The organism is Allobosea sp. NPDC055594 (assembly GCF_053618995.1).
In genome coordinates this window covers 59,279-86,021 of the sequence record NZ_JBSHIO010000016.1, presented here as the reverse complement: position 1 = coordinate 86,021, position 26,743 = coordinate 59,279, and the positions used below count along the sequence as shown (strand labels likewise).

Sequence of the window (26,743 nt, the reverse complement as noted above, 5' to 3'; positions counted from 1 at the left end):
TCATTCCCGATGGTGCGCTGCGGCCTCGAGGCGCGCGCGGATGTCCTGACCCGGTTCGAGCCGGCGCACAAGTTCCGCCAGCGTCAGATGTGCGATCGGCTTGCCACGGGTGCTGCCGGCGAGGATGACGTCGTAGCCGGCCTCGCTGGCCAGGAGGGTGAGGTCGGCAGCGCCCTGGCGGGCGCAGGATTTGACGCAGCCGGAAAGATGCAGCGTCAGCCCCTCCGCCAGCAGGGGCGCCAGGACCTGCGACAGAGGTCCAGCATCAGCGAGCGTCGCTGCGGTGGCACGATCGCAGGCCGGCGCGCCGGCACAGGCCGAGACGGGCAGGCGCGGGTCGCTTGGCGAGAGCACGAGGCCTTCTTGTGCGAGGGCGGCAGCCAGCTCCTCGGCGGCGGCGCCCGAAACCCCGCAGAAGCCGAGACCGCGCCAGGGCGAGAGCCGGATCTCTTCGATCGCGAAACGCTCGGCCAGTTCCGCGAGTCGGGCCAGGCTTGCGGCGTCGCCGCGGCCGAAGGGCAGGCCGGCGAGGACTGCGAAACGGTTGTCCCGCTCGGCGGCGACGCCAACCGGTGCAGGGGAAGGGCGCGCCGTGGGAGCCGGCATCGGAGCCAGGCCGCACACGGCGGCGAGCGCGTTCAGCGCCTCGTCGTCGAGCTCGCGCATGCGCCGGACCTCGCCGCTTCTGACGCGCGCCTCGGCGGTGAAGCCGGTGAGCAGCATCGCGGCGATCGCGGGCGCAGTTGCCGGATCGACCGGTCCGAACCAGAGCCCGCCCGGCAGGCCGAAGGCGACGGCCTCGATGGCGACGGCGCGCAAGCGCAGATCGGCCGCAAAATCGTCGAGCGCCAGAGGGCCGCCGCCATCGACCACGATCGAGAACTTGGCCGGCAGCCCCGCGACGCGGCGGCCGGCGCTTTCGACCGCTGCGGCGAGGGCGGCAGCGTCGAGCAACTCGCCCGCTTCACGGCCGGCGAGCGGCGAAGCCAGCACCAGCCGGTGCGGCCCCTCGCCCGTCGCCTCGTCGACCAGCCCGGCGGCGAGCAGTTCCGCGACCAGTGCCGAATGTGTCTCTTCGCGCACGCCGCGCAGCTGGAGATTGCCGCGGCTCGAAATCTCGATCTGCCCGTTGCCATGGCGGGTCGCCAGTTCGCCGATAAATGCCAGCTGCGCCGGCGAAAGCGCTCCGCGCGGTGGATGCAGCCGCACCAGCCAGCCATCGCCGGTCTGCATCGGCCGCAAGGTGCCGGGGCACCAGCCGCGTCGCATCGTTGCGGGGGCGGGCAGGCTCATTCCGCCGCCTCCCGCTCGGCGGCGAGCAGCGCCGTGGAGTTCAGCCGGCTGCGCCAGAGCCCGCGCGTCTGCGCCTCGGCGAGACGCGAGCGGATCGAAGCGGCGGCCGGCGCGTTGACCGCCTCCAGCGCCTGCCAGGTCGCGGCATTGCCGCAATAGGCCTGGAACACCGCATCGAACAGGGCGTCGGAGACGGCGTCCGTGCTCGCGGCATAGACGAAGAGCGCATCGACAGCCTCGGCAAGCTCGGCCGCGCCGCGCCAGCCATGGGCGAGATGGCCCGCGATCCAGCGGGGATGGCAGAGCCGGCCATGGACGATACGCGAGACATCCTCGGCGAGCGTCCGCGCCTTCGGAGCCTGCGGATCCGAGGTATCGAGGCTGTAGGTCACCGCCTCTCCGCCCAGCGCCTGCATTGCCGCGACGAAGCCGCCGATCGCATCGGCCGCGCTTGTCGCTTCCAGTATGTCGCGGCCGGCGGTGTCGCTGGCATGGATGAAGGCATCGGCCGCCGCGACCCTTGCCGCGAAGCCGATATCGGCCCGTCCTGACCCGTCCGCCCCGCCATAGGCATGGCTGCTGGCTGCGAGATAGGCCGCGCCGAGTTCGTCGCGCGAGCGCCAGTCGCCATCGAGCGCCCGGTCGGCCATGGCCGCGCCATAGCGGCCGGGCGCGGCGCCGAAGATCCGGCTGCCGGTCTCGCCGCGCCGGCGGGCGGCGGCCGGCTCGTTCCATTCCTCGGGCTCGTCGAGCGCCGCGACGGCTCTGGCGGCGGTGTCGAGCAGGGTGATCTGCGCCGGAAACGTGTCGCGGAAGGCGCCGGAGATGCGGATCGTCACGTCGAGCCGCGGCTGGGCGAGCTTGGCCTGCGGCGTGATGGCGAAGCCCGTGACCCGGGTCGAGCCATGGTCCCAGATCGGCGCGACGCCCATCAGGTGAAGCGCATGCGCTATGTCCTCGCCGCCCGAGCGCAGGGTCGGCGACGCCCAGAGATCCATGACGATGCGGCGCGGATAATCGCCCTCGTCCTGGAGATGGCGGGCGACCACGGCCTCGGCCGCCAGCCTCCCCAATCTGGCGGCGGCGCGTGTCGGCACGGCACGCGGATCGAGCGTCGAGAGGTTGCGCCCGGTCGGCAGCACGTCCGGGCGGCCGCGCTGTGGCGCTCCGGCCGGGCCGGGCGGCACGAAGCGGGCATCGAGGGCCTTCAGCAGGTTGCGACGCTCGTTCGCGGCCGATTCCGGATCGGCTTCCGAGCTGCCGAAGATGTGCAGGCCGTCGCGGAACTGCATCTCGGCGAGGTCGCAGAGATGCGCGTCGAGTGCCGCGAGCGCGCTCGGCATGTCCTGGTCGGAGGTGACACCGCAGGCCGCGGCGAGGCCGCTCGCCTGCGCCCGGTCGAAGATCTCGCGCGCCACGATCTCGGCGCGGCGCGGATCGAGCACCTGCGCCTGCGCATATTCCTCGACAAGGTCGCGCAGCAGGGCCGCCTCGCCGGCGGCTTCGCTCGCGGCGAGCGGCGGCGGCAGATGGCCGAGCGTCAGGGCCGAAAGCCGGCGCTTGGCGGGGGCCGCCTCGCCGGGGTCGTCGACGACATAGGGGTAGATCACCGGCAGTGCGCCGATGGCGAGGCGCGGCCAGCATGCGGCGGACAGCGCCACCGCCTTGCCGGGCAGCCATTCGGTCGTGCCATGGGTGCCGAGATGAATCAGGGTGTCGACCCGCTCGACTTCCCGCAAGCCGAGATAGAAGGCGAGATAGCCATGGCCCGGCGGGGCGTCGGGATCGTGATAGCGCGCCTTGCGATCGGGCGAGGCGTCGCGCGCCGGTTGCAGCGCGATGGCGAGCTTGCCGAAACGCACGAGCCGGAAGTTGAAGGCGCCGCCGCTGCAGGCCGGGTCGGCTTCGGGGGCGCCATGGCTGGCGATAAGCGCATCGCGGGCGGCCACTGGAATCGTGGCGAGCCAGTTGCGATAGGCCGAGAGCGGAACGGCGAAGTCGGCGGGACCCTCGGTGAGTGCGGACATCAACCGCCAGCCCTCATCCTGAGCAGCGGCTGCAGGCCGCTCCTCAGGATGAGGGCTGAGGGTAGGGACGACGTTGCGGGCGACATCATATCCCGCCCCGGCCAGCAATTCCCGGATCGCCAGCGCGCTCGCCGGCGTGTCGAGTCCGACGGCGAAGCCGGCGCGGCCGCCGCGGGCGGGATAGTCCGACATCACCAGAGCGAGCCGCCGCTCGGCGGCCGGCTTGCGGCCGAACGCCACCCAGTTCGTCGCGAGCTCGGCGAGCGCGGCGACGCCGTCCGCATCGGGCGCGAGCCGGCGCAGGCTGAGGCCGGTCGCGGGATCGCTGACCTCCTGCTTGAAGGCGACAGGGATCGCGCCGAGCCTGCCGTCGAACTCCGGCAGCGCCGCCTGCATGGCGAGGTCGGCGGCGGAAAGCCCGCGTGGCGAGGCTTCCCAGGCCTCGCGGGCGCTGCCGACCGGCACGGCCTGCAAGATCGGACAATCGGCAGCGTCGAGCACGAAGCCCTCGCCTTCCCGGGCCGAGAAGGCGGTGCTGGTGACGATCAGCGCCGGCTTGCGTGCCGCGATCAGTTCGGCGAGCCCGGCCGCGACGGTAGCATCCTTGAGGCTGGTCAGGGCGAGCGGTAGCGGTGCGAGGCCGCGCGCGGCGAGGGCCGAGACGATCGCCTCGACCATCGCGGTGTCACCGGCGGCGACGCCGGAGCGATAGACGAGGACGGGCACGAGAGGCGTTTCGGCCGGCAGGGTGGCGAGCGCGGCGCGCCAGGGCAGGGGCGCGGCGTCGGGGCCGAGGGCGAAGAGCGGCGGGAGCGGGAGGGCAGCGAGGTCGCGCTGTCCCTCATCCCCCTGCCGGGACCTTCTCCCCGGCGCAGCCGGGTCGGATGAGGGCGGCGTTGCGAGATAACCGTCGATACGCCCCAGCAGCCGCCGCATGTTCTCGGCACCGCCGCCGGCGTGGAAATAGCCCAGCAGCGCGCCCGCGAAAGCCGGCGGCACCGTGCCATGGCCGGCCAGCCGCTCATCCTCCCGGTCGTCGCCCGGCAGCACGGCGAGCGCCACGCCGTGCTGCCGGCAGGCGGCGGCGACCTGCTCGATGCCGTAGCGCCAGCTGTCGAGCCCACCCAGGCAGCGCAGCAGCACGAAACGTGAGCGGCTCAACGTTTTTTCGATCAAGAGGTCGATCGAGAGCGGATGCTTGCAGCGTCGCAGCGGCACGAGGCGAAGCGTGAATGCCGCGCCTCCTCCGTCATGCTCGCGATTGGGGCGAGCATCCATGTCTTGAACACTGGCCGTGCCAAGGGAAGGCGTGGATGGTCGGGATAAGCCCGACCATGACGAAGAGGCCGCCGCCACCGCCGAAAGATCGCTGTCGCTGAAGGAGAGAACGATGATGTCTCCCGGCGGCAAGGCGAGGTCGACGGCGTCTTCGCCGTCGTCGAGCCTCACCTCGCTGGTCGGAAGCAGATGCATCGCATCACTTTCTCAACATGATGTCCGGAAGGCGCGAGACCGCCGTCCGGACATCATCGCTTTCAGCCCTTGAGGGCGGCCTCGACGGCGGAGCGGTCGAAGCCCTTGAGGCCGATGACGACGAGCCTGCCGTCACGGGCCTCGTCGGCCTCCCAGGCGCGGTCGTAATGGTGGCCGATGCGTCGGCCGACGCCCTGCACGACGAGCCGCATCCGCTTGCCGGGGACGGCGGCAAAGCCCTTCAGGCGCAGCACGCCTTCGGCCTCGGCGGCCTTGGCGAGGCGGGCGACGAGTTCCTCCGGCGAGCCGGCTTCCGGCAGCGGCAGGGCGACGCTGTCGAAATCGTCATGATCATGGTCCTCGCCCTCGCCATGATGCGAGGGGCGCGCCGCGAGGTCGGCTTCGGCGGCGGCGCCCAGCCCGATGATCAGGGCCGGCTCGACCTTGCCATGAGCGGTCTCGACCACCTTGATCGCCTTGGGCAGATGCTCGGCGATCTCGGCCTTGACCCGCTCGCGCCCTTCCGCGTCGACGAGGTCGCTCTTGTTGAGCAGGATCAGGTCGGCGCAGAGGATCTGGTCCTCGAAGACCTCCTCCAGCGGGTTGTCGTGGTCGACCGACTGGTCCTGAGCCGCCTGCGCCTTCAGGGCTTCGGGATCATCGGCGAACTGGCCCTCGGCGACGGCCGGCCCGTCGACCACGGCGATCACGCCGTCGACGGTGACGCGGCTGCGAATCGCCGGCCAGTTGAAGGCCTGGACCAGCGGCTTCGGCAGAGCGAGGCCCGAGGTCTCGATCAGGATGTGTTGCGGCGGGTTCGGCCGGTCGAGCAGCTTCTCCAGTGCCGGCACGAAGTCATCGGCGACGGTGCAGCAGATGCAGCCATTCGGCAGCTCGACGATGTCATCCTCCGAGCAGCCCTCGATGCCGCAGCCGGCGATGAAGGAGCCGTCGAAGCCGAGATCGCCGAATTCGTTGACCAGCACGGCGAGGCGCTTGCCGCCGGCATTCTCGAGCAGATGCCGGACGAGGGTCGTCTTCCCGGCGCCGAGGAAGCCGGTGATGATCGTGCATGGCACCTTGCCGAGCGCGGGGTTCTGCGGAGCGTTCATTGATCTGATCCTTGTTGGCGCGGCAGCGGAGGCACGCGCGCGACCACGCCCTTGCGGAACGAGGCGGGTCTTTCCTTCCAGGGAACGATACCGTTGGCGCTGGCGGCAAAGCTCTGCGCCGCGCCGACGATCTCGTCGAGATGGCTGTCGGTGTCGAGGTCACCGATCAGATAGGTCCACTTGCCGTCGGCGGCGAGCGCGATGGTGCACGGCCGCTTGCAGACGGCGAGGCATTCGACCTCGACGACGGCGACGCGGCTGCCGGCAAGGCGCGCGGCCAGGGCCGATGCGAGCTCGACGCCCGGCCGGTCATAGCCGTCAGGCAGATCGTCGCGCTGGCGCCGGCAGGCTGTGCAGACATGGATGGTGCAGCCCGGCTCCAGCCGGGCGACGGTCGCGAGGGCGAGATCGCCTTCGAGCATGAGACTGCTTCCTTGGACTGGCGCGGCCGTTTCCGGCCGCGCGAGGCGTCAGGCTGCCGCGGTGGCGGCGCTGCGGCGCGTGACCCAGGGCCAGAGCACGCCGACGGCGAAGCCGGTGGCGAGCCAGAGCGCGGCCTGGATGGCGAGCGAGAGCGCCGCGAAATGCGCCGCGATCTCGGCGGGGACCCGGCTTTCCGGAGCGACCGGGTGCGGCGCGCCGATCAGATGCGGCAGCAGCAAAGCGAGCACGGCGAGCGCCCTTGCCCAGGAGGCCTCGACCCGCAGGAAGACGAAGAGCGCGCCTGCGGTGACGGCTGCGGTCATCAGCCACCAGAGCTGCCGGTGCTGTAGCTCCGCCGCGGCTGCGCCCGGCAGTTCCGGCGCCAGCCCCATAGCCGGGGCGAGCCCGAAGGCGAGGAAGCCGCAGACCGCCCAGGCCAGGGCCCGGCGCTCGTCGATCCGCTCGTTCGCCGCGATCATGCCGGCGAGCAACAGGGCGGCGAAGCCGATCGCGGTGCCGATCGTCACCAGGCTGGTGAAGGCGGTGCGCTGGAAACCGTCCTGCGGCTTCCATTCATGCTCGTCCCCATGCGCGGCCGGGCCGTGCGCGAGGTGGATGCGGGCTTCGCCGGTGAAAGCCGCCTGCATCGGTGCGGGCTGCGCGCGCAGCGCCGCCTCATAGGTCTCCGCCTTGAGGATGAGCGGCGTCGTGGTGACGTGCTGGAGCGCCGATATCAGCAGCCCAGCCAGAAGCCCGGCCAGAAGACTGACCGTGAGAACACGCGTGACCATTTGGCTTCCCCGTCAGTGGCAGGGGAAGGCGAGGCCGTGGCGGGCGTCATGCGCCGCATTGTGGACATTCGCGGAGGCCGCGAAGCCGACGGTGTAGACCAGCACGAAGCCGAGGATCAGCGCCGCGGCGACGGCTTTCGCGCGCTCGGAGACGCTGGCCTGGCTGGAGACGGTAGCCGTATTCATCTTGGTTCACTTCCTGGCCACCCCACCGGCAGCCTGTTGGACGACATCGAAAGACGGCAGGTCTCCTGGCTCACGGCTTGGTGTCCTGCTCCGCCTTCCCGGGAAACCCAGTGGCCGATGGCGCAGGACGCGCCGCTTACAGTTGCGGGGGCAGCCGCGGCATCGCACCGCGTTCCCTTTTCACCTCGTCGCCGAGGCACCGTCGGGGATGATCATTAGCCATCCGGCGGGCGCTGTGCAATGCACTCACGTCATTCTCGGCCGGAAGCGTAGCGAAGAGCCGAGAATCTCCTGAAAGAGATGCTCGGCTCTGCGCCCGAGCACGACGCGGAGACCAAGACATGACCGTTCCACCGCTCACCCTCGTCCTCGGCGGCGCCCGTTCCGGCAAGAGCCGCCATGCCGAGACGCTGATCGAAGCCCTGCCGGCTCCCTGGATCTACATCGCCACCGCCCAGGCCTATGACGAGGAGATGCGCGCGCGGATCGCCGAGCACCGGGCCCGCCGCTCTCCGGACTGGCGGACGATCGACGCGCCGATGGCGCTGCCCGAGGCTCTGCGTGTCGTTCCGCGCGGGCGGCCGGTGCTGGTCGACTGCCTGACGCTCTGGCTGACCAATCTCATCCTGGCCGAGCGCGATATCGCCATCGCCACAGGTGATTTGATGCTCGCCTGCCGCGAGGCGCAGGGGCCGATCGTGCTGGTTTCGAACGAGGTCGGCCTCGGCATCGTGCCGGAGAATGCGCTCGCCCGCCGCTTCCGCGACGAGGCCGGGCGGTTGCACCAGCGCCTTGCGAGTCAGGCGGAGCGCGTGGTCTTCATGGTCGCCGGTCTGCCGATGCAGGTGAAATAGCAGGGAAGAAGCGATGACGATCGATGATGGCGAGGCCGCCCGCCACAAGGCGAAGATGGAGAAGCGCAAGGCTGTCCAGGACGCCGAGGTCGCCGGCAAGACGCTCGAGAAGGGGCTGCTGATCGTCAACACCGGACCCGGCAAGGGCAAGTCGACCGCCGCCTTCGGCCTGATCCTGCGGGCGCTCGGCCATGGCTGGCGCATCGGCGTCGTGCAGTTCATCAAGGGCGCCTGGTCGACCGGCGAACGCAGGGCGCTGGAGGCCTTCGGCGATCAGATCTCCTGGCATTCGATGGGCGAGGGCTTCACCTGGGAGACGCAGGACAAGGCCCGCGACATTGCCGCCGCGACGAGAGCCTTCGAGAAGGCGAAGGAGCTGATGGCCGACGAGAGCATCCGGCTCCTAGTGCTGGACGAGCTCAACATCGCCCTGCGCTACGACTATCTGCCGCTGGCCGAGGTCGTGGCGGTGCTGCAGGCGCGCCGGCCCGGTCTCCACATCGTCGTCACCGGCCGCAACGCCAAGCCGGAGTTGATCGACGCCGCCGATCTCGTCACCGAGATGACGCTGGTGAAGCACCATTTCGCCGCCGGCGTGAAGGCGCAGGAGGGGATCGAGTTCTGAGCGTCGCTCAGCCAGCCAGCACTGTGAGGCTGCCGAGCCCCGCCAGCCCCCACAGGATCAGGCAGGATTTCCGGTAGAGCCCGAGCGCCCGTCGGATGTCGGCCGCCTTCGCCTCGGCCCGTCCGTCGCCCATCCAGCCATCCTCGACCCTGACCGCGCCATAGACGCGCGGCCCGGCGAGCCGAAGCCCGAGCGCCCCCGCCATTGCCGCCTCCGGCCAGCCGGCATTGGGCGAGCGGTGGCGCCTTGCGTCGCGGTGCACGGCGCGCCAGGCGGCGGAGGCATCGGCCTGCCGGTCGAGCGCCGCCGCACCGATCAGCAGCAGGGCGGTCAGCCGCGAGGCCGGCAGGTTGACGAGGTCGTCGAGCCGCGCCGCCGCCCAGCCGAAGGCGAGATGGCGCGGCGATTTGTGGCCGATCATCGAATCGGCTGTGTTGATTGCCTTGTAGAGGGCCGCGCCCGGCAAGCCGCACACGCCGAGCCAGAAGGCCGGCGCGATGATGCCGTCGGAGAAATTCTCCGACAGACTCTCGATCGCGGCCCGCGCCACTCCGGCCTCGTCGAGGCTCTCAGGATCGCGCCCGACGATCATCGCGACCGCCTTGCGCCCGCCATGCAATCCATCCTTCTCGAGCCCCTCGGCGACGGCGGCGACATGCTCGTAAAGGCTGCGCTGCGCCAGCAAGGTCGAAGCGAGCAAAGCGAGCGGCAGCAGGGCAAAGGCACCCGCCAGGCGGCAGAGCCAGAGCAGGACGAGGCTCGCCACCAGCGTCACGCAAAGCAGGATGGCGAGTGCCGCGAGACCGGCGAGACGCCTTCTGGAGAAGGCGGCGCTCTCGCGGTTCAGCCTGCGGTCCAGCGCCGCGATCAGCGCCCCGATCCAGGTGACGGGATGGCCGATCCATGCGTACAAGCGCGCCGGATAGCCGATCGCCGCCTCGATGATCAGGGCGGCGAGGAGCAGCGGCAAAGCGTCGGGGAAGATCATGGCGGATGGAGCAGGGACGGAAGGGGCGATCTGGCATGGCGGCGATCTCGCCACGGCCAAAGCGCTCTTTCACGATGCGCCGGAGCCCTGGATCGATCTCTCGACCGGTATCAACCCCTTCCCCTATCCGCTTCCGGCGCTGCCGTTAAGTCTCTGGCAGCGTCTGCCCGGGGGGCGCGAGGAGGCGGCATTGCTGGCGGCGGCAGGGCGCGCCTATCGCGTCCGGCCGGAAAGCGGCGTGGTCGCGGCTCCCGGCACGCAGATTCTGATCGAGCTCTTGCCGCGCCTCGCGCCGCAGGCGCGCGTGGCGGTGCTCGGGCCGACCTATGGCGAGCACGAGCTGGCCTGGCGGAAAGCCGGCTGCGAGGTTCGTGAGATCGCCGATCTCGCCGAGGCCGGCGCGGCTGATGTCGTGGTCGTGGTCAATCCCAACAATCCCGATGGCCATATTGTCGATCTGCCGGCGCTGACGGCCGTGGCAGACAGTCTTGCAGCGCGCGGTGGCCTGCTGGTGATCGACGAGGCCTTCGCTGACTTCCAGCCCGGCGCCAGTCTCGTTCCGACCTTGCCGCAAGCGACGCTGGTGCTGCGTTCCTTCGGCAAGGCCTATGGTCTGGCCGGGGTGCGGCTCGGCTTCGCGATCGGCGAGAGCCGGCATGTCGAGGCGTTGCGCGGCATGCTCGGCCCCTGGGCGGTGGCGGGACCGGCACTCGAAATCGGCACTCAGGCGCTCGGCGATGCCGGCTGGCTCGCGGCGCAGGAAAAGGCCCGTGCCGCCGATGCGCGCCGGCTCGACGCCCTGCTCGCCAAATCTGGCCGCGTCGTCGGCGGAACCATACTCTATCGCCTGCTCGAGACATCCGCGGCGCCGGCCCTGTTCGAGCGCCTCGGGCGGGCGGGCATCTATGTCAGGCGCTTCCGGCATGATCCGTCGCGCCTGCGCTTCGGCCTGCCGGGCGACGAGCCGGGCTGGGTCCGGCTCGAGACCGTCCTCGGCGCCGAAGGCGACGGGCGCTGGTCGTAGCCGCGCTGTGCTCCCCCTGGGGTCGGCTCGCGGGCCAATCCGGAGCGCCTCCGTTGGCTGGCTGGGAGGCGTCGCCGATCGGGCAGGGTGCGATGGCGACGGGCGTGCGATCGCAGGCTATCGTCGCGCCCCTGTGCCCGATTCTGAATTCCCGGAGAAAACGACATGCAGCCTTGGCCGAAGCGGAACGCCCTGACCATCGGCTTCGCCCATGCCGCCTATGAGCTTCGCGACGAGTATCTGGCGCGGCACGGCGAGGCGGCGAGCTTCGAGGTGCGCACCGTCGATGAACTGAAGGCAAGGGCGCATGAAGCGGATGTGCTGGTCGTCTCCGGTCTCTGGCGCAACGAGATGCTCGATGGCGCCGAAAAATTGCGCTTCATCCAGTCTGTCAGTGCCGGCACCGACCAGTTCGACAAGCAGCGCCTCGCCGCCGACGGCATCCGCCTCGCCAGTGGCCAGGGCAGCAATGAACGGGCTGTTGCCGAGCATGCGATGTCGCTGATCCTGGCATTGGCGCGTCAGCTCCATCTCGCTCGCGACAACCAGGCTAGGCATTTCTGGCGGCCGATGATCGGCGACCGTACCCGCCGTGAGGACGAACTCGGTGGCAAGACGCTGGTCGTGGTCGGGCTTGGCCGCATCGGCATGCGGCTCGCAGCCCTCGCCGGCGCCTTCGGCATGCATGTCATCGGCGTGCGCCGCCGCGGCGGCAGCGAGCCGGGGATCGAGAAGATCGTACCGCCGACCGAACTCGCCAGCGTGCTCGCTGCGGCGGATATCGTCGCGCTGACCTGCCCGCTCACGCCGGAAACCGAGGGGCTGATCGATGCTGCCGCGCTCGCGGCTATGAAGCCCTCGGCCTTTCTGATCAATGTCGCGCGCGGCCGTGTCGTCGACGAAGCCGCGCTGATCGCGGCCCTGGCATCCGGCCGCCTCGCCGGCGCCGGCATCGACTGTGTCCATGAGGAGCCGCTGCCGGCGGATTCTCCGCTCTGGACCCTGTCCAATGCGCTGGTCACCCCGCACAGCGCCGGCGAGACGCGCGCCTATGAACGCAATATCGTCGACATGCTGCTGGAAAATCTCGGGCGCCTCGAGCGCGGCGACGCGGAGCTCCATAATCAGGTCGTTTGAGTCCTCCGTTCGCGGGGGGGGGGGGGCGCCGCCCGGCATGTCGAGCGGGGTCGTCTTGCCGCCGGACGAGACAGCTCTGGCGGGCGCGCTGCAGCCCGGCCGCAGCCATCTCGTCTGACCGCGCCAGATGCCCGCGCAGGGGCGGCGGACCATGGGCGCCGGCAGACGCGTGGGCTATGATCTGGCGGCGCAATATCGCGCGTGGGACGATTCGCGCATGGCCGACCCGAATGACCGCGCGGACGAAGAGAACGAGCTGCCGCTTGCGACCAGCGTCGGCTACCAGCTGCGCATGGCACACCGGGCTTCGCAGCGCTATCTGCAGGAGCGGATCGAGCCGCACGGCGTCACGCTCGGCATGTGGTACTTCCTGCGTGCGCTCTGGCAGGAAGACGGGCTCACCCAACGCGAGCTGTCGCACCGGATCGGCACCATGGAGCCGACGACGCTGAGCGCCATCGCCGGCATGGAGAAAAGCGGTCTCGTCCTGCGCGAGCGCAATGCCGCCGACCGCCGCAAGCTGCATGTCTGGCTGACGCCGAAGGGGCGGGCGCTGAAGGCGACGCTCATGCCGTTGGCGGTCGGTGTCGTCGAGAAGGCGACCGAGGGTTTTTCTCCCGAGGATCGCGAGCGCTTCCTGGCCTATCTCGGCATGGTCCAGCGCAATCTCGCCGAACCCCGGATCGATCAGGATCCGGGCAAGGAATGAACGCGGCTGCCAATGGCCGCCGCGATCTCAGTCACCAGCGCGGGCGCGGGCCGTAGGAGCCGTCGCAGCCGACCAGCGGTCCGCCCGGATAGTAGTCGTCGATGATGATGTCGGGCTGCGGACAGCCGGCCCGGCTGCGCGCCGCGCGCCGCTTCGGTGCCTGATAGCTGTCACGCTCGGTCATCGCGGTCCGGGCGACAGGGCGCGGCGGTGCAGCTGGCACCGCCAGCGCAGGCGCCTCGGGACGGACGGCGCGGGCGCGTTGCGGCGCAGGAGCCGGCACGATGGTGGGCCGGTCCTCGCTCAGGCGGGGGCGCGGTGCCGGCAGCGGCTTGGCCGTGATGTCGCTGTCCTGCTTCTCCGCCGCGTTCGGCGAGGAAACCGCGACGACGACATCCTCCGCGGTGGCACGCACCAGCTTCGAGACGCCGGTGTCGAGCGCGATGGTCCGGAACGGCGTGCTGCCGCAGCCGCCGCAGCGGCTGGGATCGAGCGGGACGAGGTCGACGCGGGCCTTGCCGGTGTCGCCGCTCTGGCCCTCGCCTGTGGCGCGGGCCGCGATCACGATCTGGGCGGCTTCCTCGAGCTGCTGCTCGATCAGCGCTGTGCGCAGGCCGCGCGCCCGGCGGTAGTTGACGACCTCGTCGCCGCCGGAGACCAGGATCGCGAAGGCAGCGCCCTTCGGTACATTGCCACGGAACTCGTTGCGCAGGCGGCCGATGGCGCGCTGGGCCTCGGAGGTGACCTCCCAGCTGCCCGGCGCGAAGGGGATCGCGCCCGTGGTCATGATTTCACGGGCAGCCTGCACGACACCGAGGGTGATGGTGCGGGCGGAGAATTCCAGGCGCAGCGACTGCGGCCGTTCCGTGATCTTCGGCGCGCCGGCGGGCGCCGTTTCCGTGAAGTTCGGCATCGGGTTCGCGGCTGCGCCGTCGCGGTCGGGCTGGGCGAGCGCTGCGCCGGCCGAGATGATGATGGCGAGGGCGACGACGGCGAGGCTGCTGCGGCGGCTTCCGCCGGGGATGCGGGTCGTGGCGGCAAGGTCGGTCTGGAAGCCCATTGCGGGTCTCCTCATTGAGTGGCGAGCACGTTGTCCGGTCCTTGGCCGGCTCTGGGCTGCTTTCGCCGGTGGCCTGAGAGCGGCCGATGCGAAATCGCAGATGTGTCGTTCCACGAAAAATGCGGGGCCCCGCGAAAAGTCACCAGAAGCGTGCAAGGCTCTGGCAACGCCATTGCTGCGTCCGCTCCGCGTCGGGCTGGTCGTCGCTTTGTCGAGGCAATATGACTATACGACAAGTCAACCTGGGGGAACCGATCGTGAAGATCGCAGATCATGACCACGAAAGCGCCGCGCTTCATCAGAACATGACGCGCCGGACATTTGGCGGATTGTTCACGGCTCTGCCTCTTCTGGCTTCCGTGCCGGCGCTGGCGCAGACCGATCAGGCCGCCACCAATATTCTGCGCTCCCTCGCGCCACATGACCGCAGCCCCGGCCGGCGCAGCGCACCGGTGACCCGTCGCATCCGCACCCGCTCCTACGGCGAGGTCGAGATCGATCTGAGCCGTCGCGTCGAGGTCACGGTGTTCTTCGCCAATAATTCCGCTGCCCTGCGCCCGGGCGCGCAGCAGGCGCTGTCGCGTCTTGCGGTGGCGCTGCGCGATCCGATCTTGGCCGATCAGCGCTTCTTGATCGCCGGGCATACCAGCCAGGACGGCGATTACGACTACAATGTCGCCTTGTCCCAGGATCGCGCGGCCTCGGTCCGCAACTGGCTGATGGGCTATGGTGGCGTCGACGGCGGCCGCTTGCAGCCGCACGGCTTCGGCCCGGACATGCTGCGCAATCCGCGCAACCCTTATTCGCCGGTCAATCGCCGGGTGGAAATCATCGCCATCACCGGCTGATCTGCCGGTCGCCTTCTCGCTTCAACCGCCTGCCTCCAGGGGTAACCACCATGGCCTTCTTCAAGCGTCTCATGCTCGGCCTCGCTCTGCTGCTCTCATGCGCAGCCGCCGCCAGCGCCCAGTCGACCAATTCCCGCATCAATCTGCTGGTGATGTCGGATGATGCCGATCCCGATACGGTTCCGCGCAATAACCGCATCTTCAACCGGGTGCAGCTCCAGCTCTCGGAATATCTCAACACCCGCGGCTTCCAGGTCTATGACGAGACCAGCCTGGCCCTCGGCATCACGCCGACCGGCCGCGTCCGCCGCCGCGACGCCGAGCTGATCGAGATCGCGCGGGCGGTCTCGACGCCGATCGACGCCATGGTCGTCTATCAGATCTACGCTTCGGCGCGCCGTGCGGGCGCCGCCGACATCCGCTACCCCGAGATCCGCATCGCCGGCCGCGTGCTGAACGTGCGCAGCGGCCAGTTCATCGCGGCCTTCGAGGTCGGCGGCTTCCAGCTGCCGGCGCTGCCCAATCCTTGCGGCGCCGAATGCCTGCTCGAGACCGTCGGCACCCATTCTCGCGTCCTGGCGACCGATCTCGGCGCCGCGATCGCGCAGAAGCTCGAAGGCTTCGCCCGCCAGCCCGGCATTGCCGGCGGTGGCAAGGACGGTGTCGGCGGTGGCGTCGCCGTGGCCCAGGGCGACGGCTGCGCCAATCTCCCGACCGATTTCGAGATCCAGCTGCGCGAGTTCACCACCTCGGAAGTCGACCGGATCGAGAGCGAGTTCGTGCGCTGGGGGTGCTATCGCAGCCACCGCACCGTGCGGATGACCGGCAACTCGGCTGATTTCTTCTACAGCACCTCGTCGGACTCGGCCCGCCTGACCCGCAATTTCCGCCTGATGATGGAGCTGGTCGGTCTCAACGGGCAGATTACCTTCGCCGGCAATCGCCTGATCGTCAGCAAGGTCTCGACCCGCTGACAATCTGACTGAAATAGCAGCCGGGTAACCATTATTGCCGGCGTTGCTATAAGAAAATGCCACCCGGTCGACAGGGGCCGGGTGGCTTGTTATTTTAAATGTGGCAGAAATTAGCATTGTGGACGGCGCAGGCGGAAGGGCTGGGTTTCCGCTCCTGATGATCGTGTCCGATGCTGGATGCGGGCAATTTGCAAATGGATTGGGGCATCGACCCGGCACGGGTCGCGGAGATCGGCACCATTGCCTCTTCGCGCCGTTTCTCCGCCCGGGACACTGAGAAGTTCGTTCTCGCTATCACCGGCGGCGGCTCGGAAAACGCCGACCTGCCGCTCTGGGACATGTTGCAGGTGCTGTTCGCGCTGGGGGCGTTGACCGCCGGCCCGCGCATGCCGGCCCGCGACGCGGCCATAGGCTGCCTGCTCGACGAGGCTGGCATCCTCCTCCGGCCGCTGCGGCAGGAGAAGTCCGTCGGCGTCGAGCTGGCCGGCGCCGCGATCGAGGCCTCCGCGACCGAGGTCGTCCTGTCGTATGGCGGCGGCAAGACCCGCTCTTTTTCCTGGAGCCGGATCAGGCGAGCGCTCGGCCTGGCCGATTTCCTGTTCGCAGCGGAGGCGGATGAGCGCTCCGAGGGCGGCCTGGCCGCCCTGCGCAACGCGCTCGATGCGATCTTCGCCCTGCCCGCCTTCGATGAGGACGGGCTGAAACGGGCGGTGCAGGAGCCGGCCCGCTTCATGCGCGCCTGGCGCCGGCGCCATTTGCCGCTGCTCGCCTTCGCCGACCTGATCCGTCAGCGCGAGGCCTTCCTCAATGCCAGCGGCCGGCGCGAGCGTCAGCGCGAATTCGATCCCGACGATCTCGTCTCGCTCTGGAGCTTCGCCCTGCTGCATGGCGAGACCTGGAGCTTTGCCCGCTTCGCCGAGCGTTTCAGCGCGCTGATGCGCGAGGAGCGCTCCAGCGTCGGCCGGCGCGATTTCATGGCTCCGGCCTCGATGGATGCGCTGATGGCGCGCCAGCCTTCGGAGAACCCGGAGGAGGCGCTGATCGCCTGGCTCGATCAGCAGGCGCTGATCGGTGAGCTCGAGCCCGAGGATCTCGACGAGGAGGCCGATGACGAGCCCGAGGAGGAGGACGAGGACGGGGCGGTGCGCGAGCGGGTCTACGCCGCGCTGATGCGCCTGCCGGCCGATCCGAAGTTCCTCAACAAGGAGGAACGCGAATCCATCGGCCGGGCCATCGCGCTCCTGCCGATCGCGCATGAGCAGCCGCTGACCTTGGCGCGCTCGCGGGCGGTTGCGCCCTGGGAGAACCGGCTGGTCGAAGCCAGCCGTCGCGTCGCCGGCTCCAATCGCGGGCAGGTCGACCAGAGCCCCGAGCCCTTCGACTATCCCGGTATCGCCCGGGCGCTGGCGGCATTGGGCAAGCGCTTCGACGAACTCCTGCTGATCGGCGTCGCGCTCGATGCGCTGGAGGGCCCGGCCGGCGCCTCGGTCAGAGCCGAGGGACAGAAGGTGCTGCGGCGCTGGCGCCATGATCGCGCCAGTTTCCGCATCGACGATGCGAAACTGGCGCTGACCTTCGCAAGGCATGGTGGAGCACTGAGAACCGTGGCGGGAGCCCTGCAGCGGATCATCAGGCAACAAAGGCGCTTCGGCGAGACGGTCGACCTGGCTGCCCAGGCCGCGCTCGACGAGGCGCGCTTCACCGAAGTGTTTTCGCAGCGCTATCAAGGGCGGTTGAAACGGCCATGACAGATTTCGCTACCCAGGCTCCGATCGAGGATGATCCGCTGATCGGCCGCGCGACCGCCCGGTTGGTCCTGGCCGCGCTGGCCAGCACCGAGACCGAGGAGACTGCGGCTGCGAGCATCAGCCGTGCCGATCTCTGGGCTCATGCCCGCCGGATCAAGGGCGATCCCGTCAATTTCGCCGCCGAGCGCGCCATCCGCACCGATCCCGAGGCGGCAAGGCTCTATCGCCGCCTGCTCTCCTTCCAGGCGGTGGCGCGTAGCGAGCTGGCCGCTGCCGCCTATGACAGCAGCGCGACCCACCGGCGCATCGGTTCCTTCGAGCTCGACGTGATCGAGGAGGACGATGCCCCGCCGGCGCTCGTCATCCAGTGCCTGTCGGACTCGGTGCCGGCTCCGACCATGATCGAGGTGGTCTCGATCGAGGGCGTCGTCCGTCTGGCTTTGCCGGCGCCGGTCGACAAGCACATCGTCATCGATCTGCCGCGCCAGGACGCCGAGCGCGATCTGCTGCGATTGATGCTCGCCAACCCGCTCGCGGGCGTTTATCTGCTGTAACGTCAAGCAGGTGCCGCGAGAGGCGGCGGGTCTAGGCTTGGCTTCCGGTACGGCAGCGTCTGGCGAGAGAGGGAAATGGCTTCAGGAGATCAGAACGTCAGGCGTTCCGGCGTCTTCGTCGTCGTGCCCACCACCGACCAGCCCATCATCCTGAAGAAGCTTGCCTGGTCGGCGCGCGTGCCGGTCTCTCGGGTCGTGCTCGCGACAGAGAGTTCCGAGGTCTGCGAGCCCTGGAGCACGCAGTACAGCAATCTCCTGCGCCCCGGGGAGCCGCTGCGCCAGATCCTCGGCCTGCCCGATGGCGGCAGCTATCGTCTCGCCGCGTCCGGCGCGATCGACCAGGGCAAGAGCTGGATGGTTCCGACGCTGGCCGCGCATTGCGCGCTCGTCCATGGCGAGGCGGTGACGCACAAGGCCGCCGAAGCCAGGCTGCTGATCTGGGGCACCGGCGCGATCGACCTGTCCGTCGCCGACATCGCCGCGGAGGCGCGCGTCACCCAGCAGGAATACCATCTCACCACCAAGATCGACCGCTCGCGCCATCTCTTCGCCGATGCCGAGCATGGTGCGACCCCGGTGCTGGCCTTGGTGCCGCATGGCGACGAGGCGGAGCGTGCGGCGGGCATCCTCGGCAAGATCCTCGGCAATCAGCCGCATTACATCGCCATCGTTGCTTCGCTCGCCGATATCGTGGCGCCGATCGAACTCTATCTGCGCTCCGGTTCCTTCCAGCCGCAGGCGGTGGCGCCGGAGCCGGCGCAGCCTGTCGCCCCGGTCTCGGCCTCGATGGCGCTGAAGCCGTTCGAACCCGCGCCGGCGAAGCAGCCGCCACAGCCTGCTTCTGCCGCCGAGCCTCCTGGTCAGGCAGCCCCGCAACCGCGCCCGGCCGCAGAGGCGTCCACCAACACCTCCGAGCCGGCAGCCGCGCCGTTCTCCCGGGGCTCGGTGCTTGGTGAGAAGCCGTCGCGTTCCTCCTCTTCGCGGCTGCCGCTGGTCGCAGCGGCCGCGGTCCTGCTCGCGGGTGGTGCCGGTGCGGCCTGGTATGCGCTGCGCGACCCTGGCGCTCGCGGGCCCGACCAGGCCCCACCGTCGCTTACGCTTTCCACGCCTCCGGCCGGACCGAGTGGCCAGGCCGGATCGAGCCAGCTCCAGACGGGGCCGCAGGGTTCGGTGCCTGCGGCAGTCTCGGGCCCGGCGCTGGCGCGGCTGGTCATGCTGTCACCGCCGGCCGGCAGCAGCTGCGATGCGCAGGTCTACGAGCTGACCCCGCGCTACAGCGAGTCTGCGGTCGATGTCGCGGAGGCAACCAGCCTCCAGATCGACGCACAGGAAATCTGCGGACTGGCGCTCGAGCCAGTCGCGCCGGCCAAGGGCAAGTTCCAGCCCGGGACCGGGCCTGCGGTCGTCGCTTCGAAGTCGAGCGCCACCCGCCTCGTCTTCAACCCCACGGCGATCCGCAGCGGCATCACGGCCTTCCCGGTCATCCGGATCGAGGAACCGAAGCCGCTCTCGATCGAGATCAAGCGCCGCTGAGCGGGTTCGAGCCGCGATGCCCCGGGCTCCACGGCCCGGTTAGCCTGACCTGCACCGCCTGAGCGCTGCCGGTCACCTTCCGTCTTCCCCAAAACCCCTGCCCAAGATCCCTGCGCAGAAGCCCTGCCACGGCCATCCTGCCCCAGCCCGGGCGATGGCGCAGGGGGCGTTACAGCCCCGCCCGCGTCAGCCCGCGCCACAGCCCCCAGGGCGGCGGGTCGCTGGTCGGGGAGAGCTGGCGGATCGCGGCCAGGCGCCCGGCGATCAGCGCGATCGCGATCGAGGGCAACGCCATCAGCATGTGATGCGAAGTCGCCGCCGCGATGAAGGTCATCGGCTGGCCCATCACCGGCAGCAGGCCGAGTGCATTGCCCCAGGAAATGCTCCAGTGCAGCGCGAAGATGGTGACGATGCCGACCAGCACGATCGCCATGCCCTTGTTCGCACCCTCCTGGGCCGAGCCCATGGCGCGCTCGCGCATCAGCCCGACGGCGAGCGCCAGCAGGCCGAAGACGGTGACGACCTGCGCGGCGAGCAGCGCGAGGCCGGCCGGCAGCCCGAAACGGACCATCAGGAAAGTGGCGATGAAGTCGTTCTGCACCACCGGCACGCGCACGAGATCGCTGACGGTGAAGCGGCTCGCCGTTTCGTCCTCGATCTCGCTCTTGCGCTCGGCGATCGGCGTCGCGCGCGCACCGGGCAGCATGGCGCAGAGCGAGACCGGCGAGGGCGGCAGTTCGTCGAGGGCCCGGCGGACTTCCGGCGGCGTCTTGTCGAGCCCGAGATCGAGTCTCGCCAGCGTGCAGGGCATTTCGGCGAGCGCCACCTTGGATTGCAGCAGCTGGAAGCCGAGATCGCGGTGCATCACGTCGGGATTGCGGGCCTCGCCGGTGGCGGCGCCGCGCAGCCTGGCATGGTCGAGATCATACCAGGTCAGGAGGCGTTCGGCCGGGACACGGAAGGAACCGCCGCGTGCCTTCTCGAGCACGTCGATCGCGGCGATGCGGTCCTTCGGCAGGCTCCATTGCCCGGAAATCGCATAGGTGACGAGGCCGGGGAAGGCGTAGATTAAGGCGGCATTGATGCCGAGCAGGATTACCAGCACCAGCGCCAGCACGCCGCCGCGCGGCCAGCCGAGCTTGCGGACCTTGCGCTGCGGCGCATCGGCCCGGCGCAGGAAGACGCGGGTGATCTCGAACAGACGCTTCAGCGTGCTCGGCAGCAGGAAGGCGAAGGCCAGCACCACCGTGGTGATGATGATGATCAGCGCCGGCGAGTAGTCGCTCTTCAGGAACGGGATCGCCGTCAGGAACAGGATGAAGACCAGGACAGTCGCCAGGCTGACGCCGAGCCAGGAGATGTAGTGGCGCTGGTTGTAGAAGAAATCGATCCGCGAGAAGCCGAGGAAGATATGCGCCAGCACCAGCACGAGCGCGATCTTGCCGAGCTCGACCGGCTGGAAGCCCGCCACGCCGGTCTCGGTGCCGAGCACGCCCCAGGCGATGAAGGCGATGAGGATCAGCACGGCGGGGATGGCGCGCAGCAGCTGGTCCTTGAAGCCGACGCCCATGAAGAAGGAGCGCGGCAGGGCGGCGATGGAACGCTGCGGCTGCAGGGCGACCACCACCGCAACGACTGGGATCAGGTCGAAGAACAGGAGCTTGTTCTTCTCGGCATGGATGGTGAAGTCGGTCTTCTCGGCGTCGATGCCGAGCGCCAGCAGGGTCAGGCTGCCGAGGCAGCACAGGCCGAGCAGGCCGAGCCAGGCGACGCGCATCGGCGTGGTGAAGCGCGGCCCGACCATCAGCAGCAGGCAGGCGATGGCATAGGCCAGGATGGTGGCGTGCAGCGCGCCTTCATAGGAGATAGAGGCGCCGCCGAGCCGCGACAGTTCAGGCGCCAGCACCAGCATCGTCGTCGCGGTGATGAAGGCGGTGGAGCCGAGCGCGCCGACCAGCCTGACCAGAATGGCGCTGCGCCGGAAGGCGCTGGCCTGATGCATCGCCGACAGGATGCCGAAGACGGCGAGGCCGAGCGTCAGCAGCAGGCGAACGATTCGCTCGACGCCGTTGAGTGAGCTGAGCGGGTTGCCGAGCTCCGCACCGGACATTGGCTGGCGCGGCGGCGTGATCACCGGCCGCACGCTCTCCGTCGTCGAGGCTGCGCGCAGCTGCTCGGCTTCGGCCGGGTCGAAGCGGTGGGTCTTGCTGAGCGGGGTCAGCCGCAGCGGCAGGCGGCCGCCAACGTCATCGCCGATCTCGACCGCATAGCGGGTGCGGCCGATGATCAGATGGCTGAGGCGGGCGGGCCCGTCCGGATCGAGCTCCCAGGCGATGTCGCCGAAATCGGTGACACGCTGATTGCCGCGCGCGAAGACCACCGGCGGGCGCGGCGCATCGACGGCATCGCCCGGCGCCAGAAAGAAGCCGCCGCCGCGCGCCACGATGGTCAGCGCCTTGAAGGGCAGGGCGCCGGCGGCGACATGGGCTTCGTCCCTGACCGAGCAGGTCAGGCGTCCGCCGATCTGGGCGATACGATCCTCGCCGCGTTCATCTGTGGCGATCAGTCCGGTTACGACTTCGCGGATACGGTCGGCTGCGCCGCGCGGCTGGCAGACCGGCAGGGCATTGCCGTCGAGCCGCAGCGCCGTGACCGGGCCGGTGCGCTGCACCGTCAGCTTGCGGCCGGGGCCGGGCTTGCCGGCCTCGGTCAGGGTCAGTTGCAGATTGCCCGGGCTGGCCTCGTCGACGGCGATCGTCAGCGCGCCGGCGGCGATGCGGTCGCCGGGCTGGAAGCGCCAGCGCGCCGAGAAGCTGCCCGAGCCATTGGCGTAGTCGAGCCAGAGCCGCCGGCTGTTGGCGACGTTGCGGATGTTGACCCGCCCGTCGGGGAGGCGGGTGAAGGCGACATGGCGCGTTTCGGCGGAGTCGAAGCGCTGCGGCTGCAGCAATTCGCGCCGGCCGATCGCGACGGTCTCGCCGCGCGCCAGGGCCAGGTCGAGCCGCTCCAGGCTGACCACCGGTCGCGCCGTCTCGATCAGATAGCTCGTATTGTGCCACCAGAAGCCGAGCAGGGCGAGGCAGGCGGCGAGCAGGACGAGTCCGGTCACCGCGCCGCCGGTCGAGCCGAGGCGGATGCGCGGCAGACGGAAGGGGCGGAGTTGGAGCCAGCGGCCGAGGAGCTGGCGCAGCGCGGTCGTTTCGCTCACTTCTTGTCTCCGAGCGCGGCGACCTTGCCGAGCAGCCCGGCCATCAGCCGGCCGCAGGCGCGTCCGCCGGTTTCCCGCGTATGCGAGACCAGGCAGGTGAAGGCGACGCGCTTCCTGCCGGCGACATCGTTCATCCAGCCGGCGAACCAGGCCGAGTTCATGCCGTCGGTGGTGTCGGCGGTGCCGGTCTTGCCGTAGATGCGGCGCCTTATCTCCGGCGGCAGGCTCGCCATCACGCCGGCCGCCGTGCCGCCCGGCGCGTTGACCACGCCGAACAGGCCGCGCTGGGCGCCATCGAGGAAGGGCTCGGCCTGGCGCGGATCCATGCCGGGGATGACCGGCTGGCCCTCGTTCGGCTGCGGCGTCTCGGCGACGTCGCGGACCGGCTTGAGCACGCGCGGCCGGATCACCTTGCGGGCGCCGAGCGAGCCGTAGATGGACGCCATCGCGATCGGGGTGGCGCGCACGCCCTGGCCGTAGGAGTTCGTCACGAGGTCGATGCGCCTGGCGTTGCGCTTGTCCTCGACTGCGAGGTCGAGCGCCTCGCCCGTCAGGCGCTGCGCGCCCGGCACGATCCCGCGCGTCAGGTCGACGCCGGGCTGGGCGAGCTGACCCGGCTGGGTGATCGGGTAGAGGTGCTCGGTCATGCGGGCGAGGACCGTGCCGGTGCGGGACGGGACCGTGCTCGGCCGGCTGCCGACCTTGCTGCCGTCCATGGTCAGCGCCACGCCGGCGAACCACAGGTTCGACGACTTGATCAGGGCTTCGCAGAAGCCGATCTGCGCGCCGCGTCCGCCATCCGGGCAACCGGTCTGCGACGGCGCCAGGATTCCGACATTGAAGCCCGCGCCGCCATAGTTGGCGATCTGCACGCCGTCGACGTTGAGCGTTCCGCCGCCGGGAATGCCGAAGATCTGCGCCTGCTGCCCCGGCGGGGTCCGGCCCATGATGATGTCGGCGAGGCGGGGCTGCTCCTTCAGGGCGAGGATGCCGGCGAGACCGGTGACCAGCTTGAAGGTCGAGCCCGGCATGGTGTGGACGTCGCCGGCGCGCCAGCCATGGCCGGCGAGCGGGGAATCGCTGTCGCGGCCGGTCGAGAGCGCCTGAATGTCCCAGCTGTGCATGCCCGGCACGAAATCCGGCCAGCTCGCCATGCCGAGCACGGCGCCCGGCTCGTCGCCGGCGTCCATCAGCAGCACGACGGCGCGGCCGTCGCCCTGGTCTGGCGGTTCCTGCTCGGGCGGCAGGTTGACCGGCAGCGGCCCGGGCTTGCGCGGGCGCTTGCCGCGGGCGATGCGTTCGCCCATCTGCGTGTAGACCGCTTCCTGCACCAGCTTCTGCAGGCGCGGCTCGATGGTCAGGACGAGATTCTCGCGGGTCCGGGCGCGGCCGAGAGCGGCCGAGAGCGAGCCGACATCGCCGGCACCATAGCCGATCATCGCGGTCAGTCCGAGCTCGTCGACGATCGGTAGCGGCACGCCATTGGCGTCGAGCGCCGGCGTGCCGTCGGCGAAGGCGAGGGCGCGGCCGGCGCCGCTGCGCCGCTGGGTGACGGCGCCGCGCCAGCCGAGCTCGCAGACCAGCTTGGCCTTGGCGCGCTCGCAATCGGCTTCGATATGCGAGGAGCGCCAGAGCTTGACCTTACCGTCCTCGGCCTGCGCCGTCGTGCCGCCGAGGATTTCGCGGGCCCGCGGCGGCACGGCGCGCACCGGCGAGCCTTCGACCGTGATCTCGGTCTCGCGCCGGCGCTGGCCGGTGATGGTGAAGCGCCAGCCATGCGGCAGGCCTTGCGCGGCTTCCTCGGCGCAGGTCGCGAAATCGTCGCTGTCGGAGCAGATCCGCTCGGCCGCGATGCTCATCCCGGCGAGGCGCACGGTCTGCTGGTCGCGCTTGGGGTCGAGATTGGCCCGCTCATTGCCGACGACGATGCGGCTCGGCTCCAGGATCATGTCGACGGTGATGCGCCGCCCGCCCGCCGGCAGGCGGGAGGAGAGGGCGAGCCGATCGTCGCGCTCGCGCAGGGGGCCGAACAGCGCCCAGTCCGAGAGCTGGTTGGCACGGCGGGTGGCGAAATCGGAGAAGTCGCGTGGCGGCGGCACCGCGTTCGGCATCACGTTGAGCGGCGCGGCGAGATCGGTGGTCTGGGCGACGCGGGCGGTCCAGCTCGAGGGCCGGCAGCCGGCCGGCACCACCGGCAGGGTCAGCGGCGTGCCGTCGGCGCAGCGCCGGTCGGGGGCGCGGTCGTCGCGAGCGGCGGCGATCAGGAAGGAGTTGTTCCAGGCCAGCATCTCGGAGCGGATCTGCTGGCCGGCCGGCAGGTTGCAGAGCCGGTCGAGCAGGGTGCGCGAGAATTCCTTGGTGCCTTGCGGCGTCGCCACGGTCAGCGACGGGTCGTAGAGCGCTTCGCAGGGCTGCGAACGGATCGTCGGCCCAGCCGGGTCGAGCCAGATCAGCCCGGTCGAGACGGCCTGCATGAACAGGTCCTCGTTCGAGCGGCTGGTTTCGGTGAAGTCGGGCTGCTTGATCCAAGCCCGGCTGGCGGCGAGTTCCCCGATCAGCCCGCCCGAAAGCCAGAGGAAGCCGGCGATGGTGACGAGCCCGACGGCAAGTGCGGCCAGGCTGCGCTTGAGGCCGCGGAAAAGCGGATGGCTCATGGCATCGCCCCCCGAAGCTCCACCACCAGCGGCCCGAGCACGAAGGGGCCGTTGGCGGGGATGGTGCAGGTGCCGGCAGCTTGCGCCTTGCGCTCGCCGAGAATCCAGATGTCGCCGGCCGATTGCACGGCGACGCCGCCCGGCACCGCGGCGATGAAGCCGACCGGGTTGTGATCATAGAGATTATCGAGACGCTCGACCACGCCGGAGCCGAACTGCACCCGCACGGCTTCGCCGAGCCAGTCAAAGCTGCCATAGCCGCGCGCGGACTGGTCAGGGCCGAAGGAGATCGCGGTCTGCTCGCGCGGCAGGGCGATATAGCCGAACTCGCCTTCCTCCAGCATCAGCACCGAGCGGCGGCGATTGTCGAAGCCGATGCTTTCGGCCCGGAACTCGCCGCCGGCGCGGCTGTAGCGCAGCTCGCGGCGGTCATAGCGGCGGGCATCGCGCCCCTGCACCACGATGCTGTCGCGCGAGGCGAGCATGGCCGAGGACATCAATCGCCCGCCATGGCTGCGCTCGACCCAGTAGCGCGCCATGCGCCGGCCGCCGAAATTCTCGGGGATGGCGAGGCCGAGCACGGCCAGGTGCGGGCCCTTGGGCGGCTGCTGGTGCAGGCGGCAGGGGCGGCGATCGAGGGTGACGTCGACGATGCCGAGTGAGACGCGGCCGGTCTGCGGGCGGATGCCGAGGATCTCGAAACGGGCATCGATGCCGCCCTGCGTCGGCGTCGCCAGCGTCTCGACCTGGATTGCCTGCGCCCGCGCTTCCGGCGTCTGCGGCAGGGCGATGAGCAGCGGCAGGCCGCCGGCATCGCGCGCCGAGGAATCGACCGGGTAGCGGCCGAGGAAGAAGATCGTCCCGGCCGGCAGGTCGGGATGGACCGCCGGGGTCAGCATCTCGCTGCGCGAGAAGGCGAAGCGCGACTGGCCAGGATAGAGCCCGCCGGCGGTGTTGGCGCCGATGATCGGCTGACCGATGGCGATATCGGCGTTCTGCTTGATGATCACCTCGCCATGCGGCAAGAGCCCGCCCTGCGGCGGCGCGTGTACGCCATGGCCAAAATAGACCGCGACCGGCGCCGCCGCGTGCAGGCTCTGCTCGACATGGATGGTGACGCCGACATCCGGATCGATCACGTCGCGGAAACGCTGCTCGATCCGGTCGGCGAGGAAGCGGCCGAGTTCCTGCGCGCCGGGCAGGGCCTCGGCGGTCAGCACCACGATCGAGGTGAAGGGGATGTCGATCGGCTGCGGCCCGCTGCCGCCGTCAATCAGGGCGATGCCGCGATTGCGGTCGATCAGATCCTCCAGCGAGAGACGCGCACCCTTGGTCGGCTGCCCCGCCTGGGTCAGGGCGAAGACCGGCTTGCGCCAGAGGTTCTCGATGCCGGGCATCGGTTCGCCCGGCTCGCCGGCGACGGCGCGCAGGCAGGTCAGCCTGCGGGGATCATGCATTACCAGGTCCATCAGGTCGGGCAGGGCCATGGCGTCAGCTCACTCGGCGTAGGAAGGGCTGGAAA

At 70.0% G+C, this 26,743-nt stretch carries 21 protein-coding genes and 1 riboswitch; of the genes, 10 read left to right on the top strand and 11 right to left on the bottom strand.

From position 1 onward, the window contains the following. From cobG to ACWGRX_RS23215, 6 genes are all read right to left on the bottom strand, one after another. Entirely contained in the window at positions 1 to 1,293 is a 1,293-nt protein-coding gene (gene cobG / locus ACWGRX_RS23240; RefSeq protein ID WP_291646365.1) for a precorrin-3B synthase, read from the bottom strand. Next, positions 1,290 to 4,793, bottom strand: coding sequence for a cobaltochelatase subunit CobN (cobN, locus tag ACWGRX_RS23235; protein ID WP_452119500.1), 3,504 nt, complete (start codon positions 4,791 to 4,793; stop codon positions 1,290 to 1,292). The genes cobG and cobN overlap by 4 nt, the downstream gene beginning before the upstream one ends. A gap of 62 nt (positions 4,794 to 4,855) precedes the next feature. Further along, positions 4,856 to 5,905 (bottom strand): cobalamin biosynthesis protein CobW, encoded by a 1,050-nt coding sequence (gene cobW / locus ACWGRX_RS23230; protein WP_452119499.1) that lies wholly within the window; start codon positions 5,903 to 5,905, stop codon positions 4,856 to 4,858. Continuing rightward, positions 5,902 to 6,327, bottom strand: a complete 426-nt coding sequence (locus tag ACWGRX_RS23225; protein WP_452119498.1) for a DUF1636 family protein — start codon at positions 6,325 to 6,327, stop codon at positions 5,902 to 5,904. The genes cobW and ACWGRX_RS23225 overlap by 4 nt, the downstream gene beginning before the upstream one ends. 48 nt (positions 6,328 to 6,375) lie before the next feature. Continuing rightward, positions 6,376 to 7,119, bottom strand: coding sequence for a CbtA family protein (locus ACWGRX_RS23220; RefSeq protein ID WP_452119497.1), 744 nt, complete (start codon positions 7,117 to 7,119; stop codon positions 6,376 to 6,378). Positions 7,120 to 7,131: 12 nt separating this feature from the next. After that, a complete protein-coding gene (locus ACWGRX_RS23215) occupies positions 7,132 to 7,305 on the bottom strand; it encodes a CbtB domain-containing protein (RefSeq protein ID WP_291636049.1) in 174 nt (57 codons plus the stop codon). Between the two features lie 38 nt (positions 7,306 to 7,343). Further along, positions 7,344 to 7,523: riboswitch (cobalamin riboswitch) on the bottom strand. A gap of 123 nt (positions 7,524 to 7,646) precedes the next feature. On the opposite strand from ACWGRX_RS23215, the gene cobU reads away from it, so the two are divergent. Both cobU and cobO read left to right on the top strand, forming a co-directional pair. After that, entirely contained in the window at positions 7,647 to 8,159 is a 513-nt protein-coding gene (gene cobU, locus ACWGRX_RS23210) for a bifunctional adenosylcobinamide kinase/adenosylcobinamide-phosphate guanylyltransferase (RefSeq protein WP_452119496.1), read from the top strand. 13 nt (positions 8,160 to 8,172) lie between these two features. Beyond that, a complete protein-coding gene (gene cobO / locus ACWGRX_RS23205) occupies positions 8,173 to 8,784 on the top strand; it encodes a cob(I)yrinic acid a,c-diamide adenosyltransferase (protein ID WP_452119495.1) in 612 nt (203 codons plus the stop codon). Between the two features lie 7 nt (positions 8,785 to 8,791). Here cobO and cbiB read toward each other — a convergent pair whose 3' ends face one another. Further along, positions 8,792 to 9,772, bottom strand: a complete 981-nt coding sequence (cbiB, locus tag ACWGRX_RS23200; RefSeq protein ID WP_452119494.1) for an adenosylcobinamide-phosphate synthase CbiB — start codon at positions 9,770 to 9,772, stop codon at positions 8,792 to 8,794. Here cbiB and cobD point away from each other — a divergent pair. From cobD to ACWGRX_RS23185, 3 genes are all read left to right on the top strand, one after another. Next, entirely contained in the window at positions 9,771 to 10,796 is a 1,026-nt protein-coding gene (gene cobD / locus ACWGRX_RS23195) for a threonine-phosphate decarboxylase CobD (RefSeq protein WP_452119493.1), read from the top strand. The genes cbiB and cobD overlap by 2 nt on opposite strands. A 165-nt stretch (positions 10,797 to 10,961) precedes the next feature. Continuing rightward, the gene (locus ACWGRX_RS23190) at positions 10,962 to 11,933 is read left to right on the top strand and encodes a D-2-hydroxyacid dehydrogenase (protein WP_452119492.1); all 972 of its coding nucleotides are present in this window, start codon (positions 10,962 to 10,964) and stop codon (positions 11,931 to 11,933) included. A 217-nt stretch (positions 11,934 to 12,150) separates the two neighbouring features. Further along, positions 12,151 to 12,642: a MarR family winged helix-turn-helix transcriptional regulator gene (locus tag ACWGRX_RS23185; RefSeq protein WP_452119491.1), complete on the top strand. Its 492-nt coding sequence runs from the start codon at positions 12,151 to 12,153 to the stop codon at positions 12,640 to 12,642. A gap of 31 nt (positions 12,643 to 12,673) precedes the next feature. Here the strand turns inward: ACWGRX_RS23185 and ACWGRX_RS23180 are convergent, their stop codons facing one another. Next, the gene (locus tag ACWGRX_RS23180) at positions 12,674 to 13,702 is read right to left on the bottom strand and encodes a hypothetical protein (RefSeq protein WP_452119490.1); all 1,029 of its coding nucleotides are present in this window, start codon (positions 13,700 to 13,702) and stop codon (positions 12,674 to 12,676) included. Between the two features lie 86 nt (positions 13,703 to 13,788). Between ACWGRX_RS23180 and ACWGRX_RS23175 the strand changes: the two genes are divergently transcribed. The 5 genes from ACWGRX_RS23175 (at position 13,789) to ACWGRX_RS23155 (ending at position 19,359) form a co-directional block, all read left to right on the top strand. Further along, positions 13,789 to 14,550, top strand: coding sequence for an OmpA family protein (locus ACWGRX_RS23175; RefSeq protein ID WP_452119489.1), 762 nt, complete (start codon positions 13,789 to 13,791; stop codon positions 14,548 to 14,550). Between the two features lie 50 nt (positions 14,551 to 14,600). Next, a complete protein-coding gene (locus tag ACWGRX_RS23170) occupies positions 14,601 to 15,524 on the top strand; it encodes a hypothetical protein (RefSeq protein WP_452119488.1) in 924 nt (307 codons plus the stop codon). 194 nt (positions 15,525 to 15,718) lie between these two features. After that, a complete protein-coding gene (locus ACWGRX_RS23165; protein ID WP_452119487.1) occupies positions 15,719 to 17,272 on the top strand; it encodes a hypothetical protein in 1,554 nt (517 codons plus the stop codon). Then, the gene (locus ACWGRX_RS23160) at positions 17,269 to 17,826 is read left to right on the top strand and encodes a hypothetical protein (protein WP_452119486.1); all 558 of its coding nucleotides are present in this window, start codon (positions 17,269 to 17,271) and stop codon (positions 17,824 to 17,826) included. Before ACWGRX_RS23165 ends, ACWGRX_RS23160 begins: the two co-directional genes overlap by 4 nt. 75 nt (positions 17,827 to 17,901) lie before the next feature. Further along, positions 17,902 to 19,359 carry a hypothetical protein gene (locus tag ACWGRX_RS23155; RefSeq protein WP_452119485.1) on the top strand — a complete coding sequence of 486 codons (1,458 nt, stop codon included), beginning with the start codon at positions 17,902 to 17,904 and terminating at the stop codon, positions 19,357 to 19,359. A 169-nt stretch (positions 19,360 to 19,528) separates the two neighbouring features. Here ACWGRX_RS23155 and ACWGRX_RS23150 read toward each other — a convergent pair whose 3' ends face one another. Genes ACWGRX_RS23150 through ACWGRX_RS23140 form a run of 3 tightly spaced genes read right to left on the bottom strand, consistent with a single transcriptional unit; the run spans position 19,529 to position 26,708 of the window. Further along, a complete protein-coding gene (locus ACWGRX_RS23150) occupies positions 19,529 to 22,567 on the bottom strand; it encodes a hypothetical protein (RefSeq protein WP_452119484.1) in 3,039 nt (1,012 codons plus the stop codon). Then, positions 22,564 to 25,221 (bottom strand): penicillin-binding transpeptidase domain-containing protein, encoded by a 2,658-nt coding sequence (locus ACWGRX_RS23145; RefSeq protein ID WP_452119483.1) that lies wholly within the window; start codon positions 25,219 to 25,221, stop codon positions 22,564 to 22,566. The genes ACWGRX_RS23150 and ACWGRX_RS23145 overlap by 4 nt, the downstream gene beginning before the upstream one ends. Next, complete coding sequence (locus ACWGRX_RS23140; RefSeq protein WP_452119482.1) at positions 25,218 to 26,708, bottom strand: hypothetical protein; 1,491 nt, start codon at positions 26,706 to 26,708, stop codon at positions 25,218 to 25,220. Before ACWGRX_RS23140 ends, ACWGRX_RS23145 begins: the two co-directional genes overlap by 4 nt. Between the last annotated feature and the right edge of the window lie 35 nt (positions 26,709 to 26,743).